We start from the raw sequence: 12,987 nt of genomic DNA, 5'->3' as shown, positions 1-12,987 counted from the left end.
CCGGCGCACGCGGGGGATAGTTCACTCAATCTTCCGGTAGGGGTAGCGGTCCCTGATCTGCCGGGCGAAGTAGTCCCTGTGGGAGGAGGCGGTCACCAGTCCCTGGTGAACCGTTGCAGGGATGTCCAGGTACTGGTAGACAGAGCCGTTCGTGAACTCGATCTCCAGGGTGCCGGGCCCGGGGTCGTATCCGACCGACCGGAGGTTGGTGGAGTTAACCGGTTGTCGTATCATGCGCTGGGAATATATCTTTCGGGCATACATAGTTTTCCTTTTGTCCTTTTAGCGGCAGTCGCAACATTTTTGCCCCTCATCTCGATTGCCCGGCAATATTACGTCTATACCGTTTTTTTGGTGGTACACGATCAGTCCTTAACCGACCAGCAGCCTCGGGTGTGGCCGGCGTAATTGTGCGTGTTCCCGGGAGCATGCAGGTGTGCGCTGTCCGGAAGCCCGAACCGGCCTTTGCGGAGGGAGGGGACTGCCGGCGGTTGACCGGGACGATCTCCCGGGTTTCCCCTTCGACCCGGCGAGCCGTTCTTTGAGGGGGCGACCGCGGCGGAGGTTGTGCGCACGACGAAAACGGGCGACTTGAGGAGACCGTATCGATGGCATACTACAGCAGGTGCTACATGGTGCTGGCCCTCCTCTGTGAAACCGGCGTGAACTACCCCACCCTGAAGGGTGGGGTCTTCCCGCGCCGCCCCCTTCACCCCCGCAAGATAAAAGAGAGCCGTGTGCGGGCTGAAAGTGAACGGGACGCCGTACCGTGGAGTCGGCGCGCTCATGACACTCGCATCAATATTGGGTCGCGGCAGCCGCCATCATGGTGCGTCCGGGCAGTTCAAATGCGCCCGTATCTTCAGTGCGCTTTTTCTATGGGCATGATGTGGGTGGTATAGACGAGGTTGTTGTCCGGATCGATATTGTAGATCACTGTGAGTGAAGCGCCGGCAAGGCGTAATGAACCCTCCGTTCCCGTCTCATTCGGAGGGTTAAGGGTTTCCCCATAACTTTTCGGTCAAAAATGCAAACTCACATATAAACGTAAGCGAAAGAAACATGACATCTGCTTCCGGAGTTGGAAATTCCATGCACATCCCTATCGCCCAACCAACCCTCGGGGACGAGGAGAATACTGCTGTTCTCGCCGTCCTCGCCTCCGGCATGATCGCCCAGGGCCCGGTCACCGCCGCGTTTGAGGACGAGTTCGCCGCCTACTGCGGTGTCCCGCACGCCGTTGCCACGAGCAACGGGACCACCGCCCTCCACGCGGCGCTGCTCGCGGCCGGGGTCGGGCCGGGGGATGAGGTGGTCGTCCCGGCGTTCACGTTCTTTGCGACCGCATCAAGCGTCTCGATGTGCGGGGCGGTGCCGGTCTTTGCCGACGTCGATCCGGCGACCGCCACGATCGACCCGGCCGACATCATCGTCAAGATCACCGAGAAGACAAAGGCCGTGATCGCCGTCCACCTCTACGGCCAGCCCTGCGACGCCGCGGTGGTCAACAAGATCTGCGATGCTCGGGATCTCATCTTCATCGAGGACGCCGCCCAGGCCCACGGGGCCACCTACCGGGGGCAGAAGACCGGCAGCCTCGGCGACCTCGCCTGCTTCTCCTTCTACGCGACGAAGAACATGGCGACCGGGGAAGGGGGGATGGTGACGACGGCCTCGGCCGAGTACGATGCCCGCCTCCGCCGGATCATCAACCACGGCCAGAGCGAGAAGTACCTCCATACGGAGCTCGGCTACAACTACCGGATGACCGACATCAACGCCGCGATCGGGAGGGTGCAACTTGCGAAACTTGACGGTTTCAACCGCCGCCGGCAGGAGAACGCCGCCTATTATAATGCTCACATCACGGCGCCGGGGCTCGTGCTCCCCTCGGTCGCGCCCGGCCGGACCCATGTCTGGCACCAGTACTCCCTGCGGGTCACCGGCGCCTTCCCTCTCTCGCGGGACGAGCTGATGGCCTACCTCCGCGAGCACGGGATCGGCTGTGCTGTCCACTATCCCATCGCCCTCTCCCGGCAGCCCTTCTACGCCGGGGCTGTCGCCTGCCCGGTCGCTGAATCGCTCGCGGCCTCGGTCCTCTCGATCCCGGTCCACCCGGGGGTTACCGACGAGGGACGGGCGTATGTCTGCGAGACGATCAACGGGGTGGTCTAATGGACGCAGGCGTCATCGGCACCGGGACGATGGGCAAAAACCACGTCCGGGTCTACTCGGAGCTCAAAGAGGTCGGGACGACCTATGTCTACGATCCAAACACAGAGGCCGCAGAAGAGGTCGCTGCCGCGACGGGGGCGGAGGTCTGCTGCTCGATGGAGGAACTCCTCGCGAAAGCCGGGTGCGTCTCGGTCTGTGTGCCGACCCCCTACCATTTCGCGACGGCACAGCGGGTCCTCGCCGCCGGGGTGCACGCCCTGATCGAGAAGCCCCTCTGCCCTACGTCGCGCGAGTGCGAGCAGCTGATCGGGCAGATCCCGGAGGGGCTGACCGTCGGCATCGGGCAGATCGAGCGGTTCAACCCGGTCGTCGCTGAGGTCGCGCGGGTCGTGGAGGACCCCGTCTACGTCGCCTTCCACCGGCACAACCCGGCCTCATCAAGGGTGAACGGGAGTTCGGTCGTCGAGGACCTGATGATCCACGACATCGACGTCGCGTTCAACGTCCTCTTCCCCGGCCGGGCATACACCGCCCACGCGAGCGGCACCGGGGACGTCGCCGCGGCCCTTATGTCCTTCGGAAGGACGCCGGTCTACCTCTCGGCCTCCCGCAAGGCCTCGAAGAAGGTCCGGTCGATCTACATCGAGGAGGAGGACCGGACGATCGAGGGCGACTTCATGACCCAGGAGGTCTATGTCTACCGAAAGCCCGAAGCCTACGGGCAGGAGAACGGGCTCTACCGCCAGGAGAACATCATCGAGAAACTCCTGGTGAACAAGGTTGAGCCGTTGAAGATCGAACTCGCGACGTTTGTGCGGGCCGCCCGCGACGGGAAACCCTTCCCGGTGACCCCGGAGCAGGGGCTCGGAAACGTCCGGATCTGCGAGGCGATCTACCGAGATCTCTCGGCATGAAGGTCCTCCCGGTCGTCGGGGCCCGGCCATGAGTCTTGCATCGCCCATCGAGGAGCACGACCCGATCCGGCGGACCGCGGCCGGCGCCCTTTGCGGATGTTCCGACGGTCGAGCACGTCTACGGCCTCCGGCGGGACTCCCCCGCCGGGGTATAAGGTTGCGATGCCCGACCGGGGGAAGCCGGAACTGCTCGGGAAGGTCGTCGGTATGGGGAGGTTCCCCTGCACCCCGGACTTTGCGAAGGCCATGGCATGCGGCGTGGTGACCCTTGCCACCCAGACGCCGTTTGCGGAGAAAAAGGATCTTCTGCCTGATTCTTTGCTGCTTATCGCCGGGGGTGCCCCGGGTCAAGGGTAGTTGATGCGGGATGGAGAGAGTGCCTCAGACCTGGATGCCTGCCCGGGCAAGCCCCTCCTTGATGGAGACGAGCTCCCCCCGATATCCCCGAACTCGTCATCGAGGTGCTTCCGGTATCGCTCCGGAGCCCGACAATCTCTTCTTTTGTCTCTCTCGCGATCTGGAGGGTCTGGTCCTGGTTATCCAGCATCCGGTCGAATTTCACATCCATGCTGTGCAGTACATTCTCGGCGTAACCCATCCGCTCGAATATCTCCTCCCGGATGCCTCCCCGGATGATCCTACTGGACCCGGACACCGTCTCCTGCGCCGACATGACTACCGAACCTTCAGGGGCACTCAATTATTGTTATCGATGGAGTCTCCACCAGTCTACTGTGTATCCGTTCACATCGTGGAAACCTTCATCGTGTAGACATGAGTATACGTCTGTATGACAAGCGTCACAGTCAGGATCGACTCCAACCTCCGGGACCGGCTCAACGCCCTGAAAACCCATCCCCGGGAGTCATATAACGAGGTGATCGGGCGCCTGGTTGATATGGCGGTCGATGAGGAGCCTCTCAGCGACGAGGCGATCCGGGATCTCGAACGGTCGCTTGAAGATCTTCGTGCCGGGAGAGTCTACACCCTGGATGAGGTCATGGCGGAGCTGAAGGGGGAATGACCTATCAGGTGGTCATCACCGCGACGGCCCGCCATAATCTCAGGAACATTCCACGGTCCATAGCAATCCGGATAGGTGAAGAAATTGCATCGCTCGCCGACGAGACCGACCCGAAAGCACACCTCAAAAGACTGAAAGGTCCGGATAACCCACCGTTTTATTCGCTCCGGGTCGGGGATTACCGGGCGGTTCTTTCGATCATAGATGACCTCCTGGTGATCAATGTCATCGCTGTCGGACGCCGAAGCAAGATTTACCGGAGGTTCTGACCGGGGTATCGCTACAGGGGTGCCTGCGGACTCAATTGGTGCCCGGACCCGCGGGGAAGAGATTGCTTCGCCGCAAGCCTCCGGCGATGCGGATTCTATCAGAAAATCATATCCACGCAATGAAATTAACGCAAAAACCCAGAATATCCTTCAATATCCCGGTCATCCCCGCCTACGTGCCGGACGACGAATACCGGATCGATATGCGAGCGAGGAGAGAGTGATTCCTGAGCGGTGCACGTTCTGTAAAGGGACCCTGCAGGAAGGAAAGACCGAATTTATTGCACGGGCCGGGGAGGGGGTCATCGTCATCCGGGATGTCCCTGCCTACATCTGCGACCGGTGCGGCGAGGCGTATTACACTGCAGAGGTCTCCCGGAAGATCGATGCCGTGATGGTGGATGCCCACAGCGGCAGGCTCTGCTGCCGGCCTCTCGCGGCAGGCGAGGTTGAACTCACCGGGTGAAGAGGCCGGCAGATTCGCCGGGAGATACAGTACCTTCTGGACCGGCGGCAATACTCAGCAGCCGGTCGCAAGGCAAGCATTTTTCCACCGGGATTTCTGCATATAGTCCTTACGGTCAGCCTTTTTGGGTCTTCCTCCCTATAGTCCTCCGGGAGGGTTATCAGGATGACCGATGCGAAGACCACCCGGGAGCTCGGTCTTACGAGACGAACCGGGACGTGAAGTGGATCTGTGAGACGCGACGGGCCGCAGGGTGCGATGGTCCGAAGGAGCGGAGCTTGAGCACCGTCAGGTGGGAACGGAGTTCGAGCACAGGAGGTGCGAAGGTGCGAGTTGCGACTTGAGGAGTTCGAGAGCCGGCTCCATGCTCCATGGGAGGCTAGAGCCTGCCGTAGTGTTTATGCGCCTGCTCGATGGTCATCAGGTGGGTGATCTCGACCCAGTCCCTGTCGGCATCGGTATGGACGATATAGAGCGCGGTGAACGATCGGCCGATATGGAGGCGAAATACCTCCATGCCATCCGTATTCAGGCGTTCTTTATCTCCCCCGCTGCCGGGATACGGATCGGTCTGCAAAACAGCAAGTTTTTCCGTGACGATGCGTTGCGACTTCTCAGGTAGCGCATTCAGGAAGTCAGCCGCCGACCGCCTGAACAGAACGGCGAACGTCACAGTGAGATCTCCACGAGTTCCTCCGTCTCCTGGATCCGCTTGATATCCTCGACAAGCCGCCGCTTCTTTTCATGCTCGATCATCTCCTCTATCAGTTCCGAGAAGGTCATCCCCGGCTCCCGCATACCGGAGAGGGCGGCCCAGACCTCTTCCCTGACAATGATGCGCTTTGTGGCATTCATGGCATCTATGACATACGTACTGTCGACGGAAAAAGATTGCTGCTGGAGCGGTACTCTCCGGCAGCTTCGCCATTCGGTCGCCAGAACGAAGCCGGATACTCTTTAGTACAACACCACGACGTCATCATCGACAACCTCGCCACCAGCTGGCGGGAAAATATCGGGCACCTTCTCGCCGGGTGACGTTCGTCGAGGGGAGCATCACCGACCTCGCTCTCCTCACGGAGACGCGATGGCCCAGGGGGCCGGAGCGGGAGCACCGGTAGGAACGACGTTCCTTCAGGATGCGACGGTTCGTCAGAATCGGAGCTGGAGAAACCCGGAAGGGTTTCGGGAACGGAGTTTGAGCACCGGAGGTGCGAAGGTGCGAGTTGCGACTCGCGATGGTTCGTGAATGCGACTGCCGTCCCGGCAGGAGCTTGAGCACCGAAGGTGCGAACGGAGCTTGAGAAAACGCGAAGCGTTTTCGGGCCGGAGTTCGAGCACCGCCAGGTGCGAGAGAATCGTGTTTCCATCATCAGCGCCGGCGCCGGCGGGGTCGTGGGCGGGGTGGTGGCGGTGATCGTGCGGGTGCTCGGCGGGGGGGTGAGATATTGAAAGGCCGAATGATTATAGGAGGAATAGAAGGCATGAGAAACTCTAATCGCCTTGCTCGCGCTCCCAAATAGGTTATATGTATTCGCAAAATTATAGTTCAGAAACGATAAGGGGTACTATTAGTACAAGTGTCACAATCAATATGTAAAATGTATCAAATGAACTCATCCCAAAACTCTCCAGACCATCACGGTACATGCTAGCTGAATCAACCCGAAGAATGAGGTCTCATAAGCGTTCATATCGGGGAGTAATCTTCTTAAATGCCTCAATCCAACTGAAGAATCGTTCAACCGCACTGCGCTTCTTGTAGAGTTCCCGATCAAACCAGAATGGCCTCCCTCGTTTTGGATGAAGGCGGCGCGTGGGAAAGACAACGCTCCTTGCCCGATTCCTGCAGACTGTCCCGGGTTTTTACTTCCTGGCCTCAGAAGAAGGGACGGCAAGGAATGTCCAGGATTTCTCCCACTATGCAGGGGAGTACCTGAACGATCCGGATTTCGAGCGGAGTCGATATCCCGACTGGGAGACCGTCGTGAACTACCCCCCGCTTGCGCAGGGGGCTTCCTGCGAGTGCCCGGGTCTCGGGGATCCTCGGGCCTGTTTGTCGCAGAGTACCGGCGAACTGCCGGTAGCCCGTCCACAAGGCATTCTGTGATAGGAACCGTACCATGATGTTGACCGCACTGTTGTGGTCGCGATCGATGCAGTTCCCGCAGGCACAGTCCATAACGCGTTTCCCGAGCGGCATCTCGTGAACCGCTCCGCAGACACAGCAGGTCTTCGTCGTGTACTGTTCATCGATTGGTATTACTCTCTTACCTGCAAGGGCTGCCTTGTAGGTTAACAATCCGATGAACCGTGAGAGGTGTCCCGCGTTCTGGGTGGCGCGGTTGAGCCCGGGCGTGGCCTGCTTTGACTTCGGCATCTGCTTGACGGAGAGGTCTCCGACCAGGATCGTGGCGGCCCGGGTGTTCGAAACGAGGTTCCTGCTCAGTTTGTGCTGGAAGTCTCTGAGCTGGTTGCTCCGCTTCCGCTCCATCGTCCGCTTGACGCGGTTGAGCCGCTGCCACTTCCGGCTCTTCCTTTTGCAGTGGTCCCTCCGGGCCTGCACGGCATCGATCTTCGGGTTCCAGTACCTGTCGGGCCGGGCATTCCTGACTTCAAGAAACCTGCCGGAGGTGTTGACTGCGACGTGCTTCGTGACCCCGAGGTCCCAGGCCTGGTAGATCCCGTTGTCAACGTACTTCTGGTCCGGCTGAACCTCGTGGACGATGGAGACGTAGTACGCTTTCTTCAGGTCATCGTAGAAGAGATCCACTTGTTTGACGTTGAGGAACGTCCGATCTTCGGGCAGATCGAACGCCAGCGGTACATCGTTGTAGAAGTGCGAGAACCGGATCCGGCCCCCGGCGATCGCAAACCCGCTCTGGTTGTAGCGGAGCGTGCAGAAATGATCTCTCCCCTTGAACCCCGGGGGGTTGGCGTCTTCGTCGCCGTTCTGCCGGAGCGCGAAGAACGACTTGAAGTTGTCGTCCAGCGATTTGAGGGTGGTCTGCAGAACTTTGGAGTAGACCCACTGGTACTCGGGATACTTCTTCTTCAGGTCGGGAAGAGCGTTCGCCTGCTGCACATACCCGATGTACTGCTTGTCGGCCCGATCCTTGTTCTCCTGATAGTTCTGGTTCCGTTCGGCAAGAGCGAAGTTGTAGAGTAACCGGCACTTTTCGGAGAGGTGCCAGAGCACATCGGCCTGATCGGGTGTCACCTGAATCTTGATCTTGGTGGCAAGGTGCATCTGAATACTCTCCTGTCGGTTATCCCATGAGGAATCTCTCGTTCTTTGCTATAAAGAAGAGCCGTGCAGGGTGAACGTGAAACAAAACGAAGGGGCGCCGCTCCCATCCCCCCGCGTGCGCAGGGGGTCTTCCCGCTCCGCCCCTTCAACCCCGCAGAGATAAATGAAAGTCTGAAAGATCGACCTTCGCCCCGGATTAGATCCTGAACAGTTTGGCGAATTTTCCATTGACCTCTGCCCGGAGGCCGTCATCAAGTTCTCCAAGTTCGCCGACCATCAGGTCTTTCAAGACCGTTGCGATCTTGTCCAGTCGGATCACCGAATCAACTTTGAGACCGCTCTTCAAGAAACCTGCGTGGGAGGTGGTCACCATAACCCCTGCCGGACCCGCTCCGGCATAGATCTTTGACGAGATGAAGGCAAGGACAACGTCGCGGTCACCCTCATAGAGGACAAGTGCAGGGCGCAGCTTGGTTGCCGTGAGGTCAGTGAAAGGAAACGGTACCAGAACGATCGTCCCTTTCATCGGTACACAGCCCTGATATCCCTGATGGTATAGAGGTCGGGCTCCTCGGAGAGAAAGGCAGAGAGCGACCGCTCAGAGAGTTTCATCATCGCCATGCTCTCCCGCTCATCGAGGAGAAGCTCGATCTTTTGGTTGAGCTCCCTGATGCTCTCCTTGATCTCCCTGAGGTCTGCTTCAATGCTGGTCATGAGTCTCCTCACAAGAATTATACAGATGATCGGTGAGGTATCCCATCAACCTTTGCGTCCTAGGATCGCCGATACAACCTGCCCAATTCCAGGTCCATTTCTTTTCAAGGAGACGCTGAGCGAGGGCTATCCTCGATCTCTGTCAGGGCAAACGTGAGCACGGTTGCGGTGCCTCCGGCAGGCTCCAGGTCAAACTCCGGCGACTTACCCTTTGCCCAGGGGATGACCCCCCCCAGATCCAGCATCCATCTCCCGATCGTTGAACTCCTGAGTTCAGGGCAGGTTGTCCAGAATTTTTCAGACAGTGAGACGTCGACAACCTCCCCGTTATCGAGCACGACCTCTACCGAACCCCACTCCCTCCGGAAGTGGCGGTCGCGGTCATCGTATGGGATCCGGATGCCGTATCCCGTGCCGACATGCTCGTTTTGGGTACCACGGGACCGGATACTCTCATGGTCCCTCTATGCAGGGATATACCCGGCCCGCCATAACCGCAGGGTATGCTGTTACAATGGTGTAACACCCCGGTGGAGTATCCGGTTGACGGATTCTCAACAGCCCTTCACCTTCTTTCGGGGCCCTCCGGCTCGCTCATCCGCCTTTGAGCCCCTCTGGTGAGGCATCTTCCGCTCTACCGGATCACCGCACCCCCGCCCGCCCGTTCCACTCCCGGACGAGCCGGGCGTAGCAGCCTTCGCAGACCTTTGCCTCCCGCGACCGGTAGACCGCCTTCAACTCCTTGCAGATGTCGCACCGGCCGAGGTCGACCTTCGTCCGCTCGAACGTCCGGTGGTCGAGGACCCCGGGGAGCGGTTGCACTCTTGACCGTTTTGCCGCTTTGAGGCAGGCGTAGCAGAGGTACTTCTTCTCGCCGCCGCGTTTAATGGAGGATGTCGGCCGGCGGCCGCAGATGTGGCAGGATTCGTCCTTCTCCACCGGGAGCGGGATGTAATCGGCGGGGTTGACCGGAGCAGTCGTTTGCACCTTTGCACCCATGTTGCACCCAACTTTGCACCCGGGAGAACCGCGGGATGCGGTCGGCTCCGCGATCGACCGGATGTTCTTTGATATCTCCGGTATGGTTGCACCAGTGCGGATTTCACAGGGACCGGAGGCCGGGTCACCCGCCCCTGCCGGGATGCTCTCCGTTCCCGGCAACGGGTGCAAATGACCGCCCTGATCGGTACATATCTCTGTACATCCCTCTCCAATACCAGAATCCTCCCCACTATGGCCGCTCTCTTCGCTTGCACTTTCCCCGGAATTCTGGTGCAAGGTGGGTGCAAAGGTGCAACCATGCGGATCGCCGTCTCCATCACCGGGGTCGTCGTCCAGCCAGACGGAGGCCCGGTTGCTCCAGGCCCGGTAGACCTCGGGGTTGAACGTGAAGTACTGCTCCCGGCGGCGGACCGTGACCCCGTACTCGCCGCCCTCCGTCACGGTGGCGTCGTAGAGGCTGATCGCGGGGCACTTCTCCAGGAGGCCGGCATACGCGGCCCGGCTGTTGTTGTAGCCGTGGAGGAGCCGCCGGGTCTGGTAATAGGAGAGGCCGAGGGCGTTCTGGAGCTCCCGGACGGTGAAGACCTCGACCCCCATGCTCCCGACCGTCGCAAGCGCCGCGGCCTCGTTCTTCGTCAGTTTGGTCTCCTGGCCGCCGGCTTCGCCGTTGAGGGCGCCGTAGAGGTTGGCCGCCGCCGCGAAGTCTTCTTCCCGGGCGATCACCGCCCCGTCGCCGTCGCGGTCCCGCTGGAGAAAGAAGAGCCGGGCCCGGCACTTGATCAGGTCAAAGAGCATGCCCGGGTTCCGGCGGTTCTGGGTTGTGGAGAACTGGATTCTCCGGGCAAACGGGATCCGGACGGGGAGGACCTCCTCTTTGACGACCTCCCAGATCGCCCGGCAGGTGAGGACGTCGTCTTCTCTATGGGACTGGCCGGCCGCCTCGGCCTCTTTCATGTGGTCGAGCACCCTTCGGTCCTGGCCGGCGGTGTCGTCGATCCAGACGGTGAGCATCCGGTTCATCACCTGGTCGTCGCCGATATCCTCGACCTTCGCGAGCCACCAGACGCACCTCTCGGGGATGGTGCAGACCCGGAGTTTCCTCTCGGTCGTGAGGGTCCGGTGCTCGATCGGCTCGCGGAAGTTCGTGGTTGCGGATTTGAGGACCTCCTGGAGGTCGTCGGAGAGCGAGACGTCGTCGAAGAGGAGGACGGTCCCCGGCCGGAGGCTATCGTCGTAGTAGAGCGCTTTGTCGGAGACGGTGCCTTTGAGTTTGTAGGCCGCCGGGATGAGGTTCTGCATCGTTGCGCAGGCGTGGGTTTTGCCCTTCCCGGAGTTGCCGGAGACGGCGACGTGGAGGCCGTTCGTGTTCTCGACGGACTGCGAGGCGATGGAGATCGCGAGGCACTCCGCGACGGTGCGGTCGCCGACGTGGGCTTTGTTGAAGGTGTCAAGGAGGAAGGCGAGCGGGTCGCCGGTCCGGAGGATATCGAGCGCACGCTCGCGGTGCCCGTCGGGAGGGGAGTACTGGTTCTCTGTATCCGGCGGCGTTCTCCGGGTCTTCTCCCGGGGCTCATACATCCCCCGGAGCTCGGGCCAGCGCTGCGCCCCTCCGCCGCAGGTCTGGTGGTGGCAGCCGGCGAAGACGGCACCGTTTGCGAACTGGATGGCAAACGCGCCGTCGTTATGGGCCGACGAGAACGGGCACTCGGCGAGGGCGTAGAGGGTGCCGCCCTGGTAGGGTTTCGTGCTCCGGACGGCGATGCCGTGCTCCGCGAGCCAGAGGCCGAGGTCGATGCCGGCGGTATTCTTCGATCGGAGAGGTTCCTCCCGGGGGAGGAGCCCGGCGAGGTGCCGGAGCCGATCTACCGGGACGATCTCGATCGCTTCTGGAACCGCGAGGACCTTCGCCCGCCGGTGCGGCCGCTCCGGGGTGTTGTCGCCCTTCCGGGATACGGTCCCGTAGAGTTTCCAGATCCGGGCGGCGTTGTGGTTCGCGGTATCGACGGTGATCACATCGTTTGAGAAGAGGGCGTCGAGGGTCGCGAGCGCTCCTTTCACGAGCGCGGTCGAGGGTTCATCGTTCGGGAGGTCCACCCGGTAGAGGAGGTGGGCGCCGTTCCCGGAGTCGGCTTTGATGGGTTCGCCGAACCCCTGCTCCGCGAGGTAGCCTGCGATCCTCTCCGCGGCAGCGATGGCCGCGTCGTGCTCGGCGTCGGTCGACGAGACCCCGCTCGGCCGGACCGGGTCGATGTCGATTGGGAACCAGCGGCGGCGGAGGATGTCGGCGTCGGCCGTGGTGGCGTCTTTCCGGGAGAGGCGCAGCTTGATCCGGTTCGCCCGCCGGGCGAGGAGGGCGGGGTTTGGGGTGTTTAAGGTGACGTAGATCCCGGCGACCGCCGGATCGGCGTCGAGGGCTTCTGCGGCCCGGGCGAGGGCCGCGTAGTCGTCGAAGTAGCCGGAGTGGGTGACACCGTCGGCGAGCGCCCGGACCTCGACCACCCCGCCGCCGGGGGCGAGGATCTCCACCGTATGGTGAAGGTCGCCGTTCATCCCGTCACCCCCGGCACGAGGGGAAAGAGCGGAGCGCTCGCCGCCTCCCCGCGGGCGACGCGCCGGAAACTGACGAGCGGGATGATGCAGGAGCCGACGCGGGTGTGGAGCACCACCGCCCTGCCTGAGGGGTTCATCGCTGCGTGCCCCTCGATGGCGATCCCGCTCTGCGAGCGGTCCTCGTAGACCGGGACCACCCTGCCGGAGGAGAGCAGGCTCCTTGCGTCCTCCGCCTCGATCCGGTAGCGTTCGGCATCGACGGCGATCCGGAGCGCTCCCCCAGTCCCGTGGGAGAGGGTGCCGGGCTCAGTCATGGCCGGCCGCCCCCTTTCCGGTCACGGTCGTGACCGTGTAGAAGTGGCATCTCGTCCGGACGATATGGATCTCCCGGATTGCCCTGCCGTGCCGGTTGATCTCGTCGGCCGTGACCCGCGGCACCAGGTAGAGCGGGACCCGGTCCGGTCTGCACTCCCCCCGGCTCATGGGGGGCACGCTCCCGGGGTGAGCATCCTTATATCGTTGCAGTGCCGAGTACCATTGGCGGCCCGGTGCATCCTGGTGCTGTGAACATTTGGTTGTGCCTGGTTGCCACCGCAGATCTCGTCGTGCTCTCTTCTCGATCC

16 protein-coding genes are annotated in these 12,987 nt (G+C 61.5%); 6 read left to right on the top strand and 10 right to left on the bottom strand.

Features of this window, described 5'->3' with window-relative positions:
- Positions 1-21: 21 nt before the first annotated feature.
- Positions 22-234 carry a KTSC domain-containing protein gene (locus QZ408_RS08440; RefSeq protein ID WP_292490854.1) on the bottom strand — a complete coding sequence of 71 codons (213 nt, stop codon included), beginning with the start codon at positions 232-234 and terminating at the stop codon, positions 22-24.
- 858 nt (positions 235-1,092) lie between these two features.
- On the opposite strand from QZ408_RS08440, the gene QZ408_RS08435 reads away from it, so the two are divergent.
- The 6 genes from QZ408_RS08435 (at position 1,093) to QZ408_RS08410 (ending at position 4,848) form a co-directional block, all read left to right on the top strand.
- A complete protein-coding gene (locus QZ408_RS08435; RefSeq protein WP_292490853.1) occupies positions 1,093-2,175 on the top strand; it encodes a DegT/DnrJ/EryC1/StrS family aminotransferase in 1,083 nt (360 codons plus the stop codon).
- On the top strand, positions 2,175-3,089 hold the full coding sequence (locus QZ408_RS08430) for a Gfo/Idh/MocA family oxidoreductase (RefSeq protein WP_292490852.1): 915 nt from the start codon (positions 2,175-2,177) through the stop codon (positions 3,087-3,089). Before QZ408_RS08435 ends, QZ408_RS08430 begins: the two co-directional genes overlap by 1 nt.
- Positions 3,090-3,251: 162 nt before the next feature.
- Positions 3,252-3,446, top strand: coding sequence for a hypothetical protein (locus QZ408_RS08425; RefSeq protein WP_292490851.1), 195 nt, complete (start codon positions 3,252-3,254; stop codon positions 3,444-3,446).
- 433 nt (positions 3,447-3,879) lie between these two features.
- The gene (locus QZ408_RS08420) at positions 3,880-4,113 is read left to right on the top strand and encodes a hypothetical protein (RefSeq protein ID WP_292490850.1); all 234 of its coding nucleotides are present in this window, start codon (positions 3,880-3,882) and stop codon (positions 4,111-4,113) included.
- A complete protein-coding gene (locus QZ408_RS08415; RefSeq protein WP_292490849.1) occupies positions 4,110-4,382 on the top strand; it encodes a type II toxin-antitoxin system RelE/ParE family toxin in 273 nt (90 codons plus the stop codon). Before QZ408_RS08420 ends, QZ408_RS08415 begins: the two co-directional genes overlap by 4 nt.
- A 220-nt stretch (positions 4,383-4,602) precedes the next feature.
- A complete protein-coding gene (locus tag QZ408_RS08410) occupies positions 4,603-4,848 on the top strand; it encodes a type II toxin-antitoxin system MqsA family antitoxin (protein ID WP_292490848.1) in 246 nt (81 codons plus the stop codon).
- A 379-nt stretch (positions 4,849-5,227) separates the two neighbouring features.
- Here the strand turns inward: QZ408_RS08410 and QZ408_RS08405 are convergent, their stop codons facing one another.
- The 9 genes from QZ408_RS08405 to QZ408_RS08365 form a co-directional block, all read right to left on the bottom strand.
- Positions 5,228-5,521, bottom strand: coding sequence for a hypothetical protein (locus QZ408_RS08405; protein WP_292490847.1), 294 nt, complete (start codon positions 5,519-5,521; stop codon positions 5,228-5,230).
- A complete protein-coding gene (locus tag QZ408_RS08400; RefSeq protein ID WP_292490845.1) occupies positions 5,518-5,703 on the bottom strand; it encodes an antitoxin VapB family protein in 186 nt (61 codons plus the stop codon). The genes QZ408_RS08405 and QZ408_RS08400 overlap by 4 nt, the downstream gene beginning before the upstream one ends.
- 1,024 nt (positions 5,704-6,727) lie before the next feature.
- Entirely contained in the window at positions 6,728-8,098 is a 1,371-nt protein-coding gene (locus QZ408_RS08395) for a transposase (RefSeq protein WP_292490844.1), read from the bottom strand.
- A 196-nt stretch (positions 8,099-8,294) separates the two neighbouring features.
- Positions 8,295-8,624, bottom strand: a complete 330-nt coding sequence (locus QZ408_RS08390; RefSeq protein WP_292490842.1) for a type II toxin-antitoxin system PemK/MazF family toxin — start codon at positions 8,622-8,624, stop codon at positions 8,295-8,297.
- A complete protein-coding gene (locus QZ408_RS08385) occupies positions 8,621-8,812 on the bottom strand; it encodes a hypothetical protein (protein WP_292490841.1) in 192 nt (63 codons plus the stop codon). The genes QZ408_RS08390 and QZ408_RS08385 overlap by 4 nt, the downstream gene beginning before the upstream one ends.
- A 104-nt stretch (positions 8,813-8,916) precedes the next feature.
- The gene (locus QZ408_RS08380) at positions 8,917-9,150 is read right to left on the bottom strand and encodes a hypothetical protein (RefSeq protein ID WP_292490840.1); all 234 of its coding nucleotides are present in this window, start codon (positions 9,148-9,150) and stop codon (positions 8,917-8,919) included.
- Between the two features lie 304 nt (positions 9,151-9,454).
- Positions 9,455-12,364 (bottom strand): hypothetical protein, encoded by a 2,910-nt coding sequence (locus tag QZ408_RS08375; protein WP_292490839.1) that lies wholly within the window; start codon positions 12,362-12,364, stop codon positions 9,455-9,457.
- On the bottom strand, positions 12,361-12,678 hold the full coding sequence (locus QZ408_RS08370) for a hypothetical protein (protein WP_292490838.1): 318 nt from the start codon (positions 12,676-12,678) through the stop codon (positions 12,361-12,363). The genes QZ408_RS08375 and QZ408_RS08370 overlap by 4 nt, the downstream gene beginning before the upstream one ends.
- Positions 12,671-12,847 carry a hypothetical protein gene (locus QZ408_RS08365; protein WP_292490837.1) on the bottom strand — a complete coding sequence of 59 codons (177 nt, stop codon included), beginning with the start codon at positions 12,845-12,847 and terminating at the stop codon, positions 12,671-12,673. Before QZ408_RS08365 ends, QZ408_RS08370 begins: the two co-directional genes overlap by 8 nt.
- Positions 12,848-12,987: the final 140 nt, after the last annotated feature.

The organism is Methanoculleus sp. 10 (assembly GCF_913757945.1).
GTDB lineage: Archaea > Halobacteriota > Methanomicrobia > Methanomicrobiales > Methanoculleaceae > Methanoculleus.
Note: the sequence above shows the minus strand (reverse complement) of the source record. Positions and strands in the feature narration are given on the sequence as shown.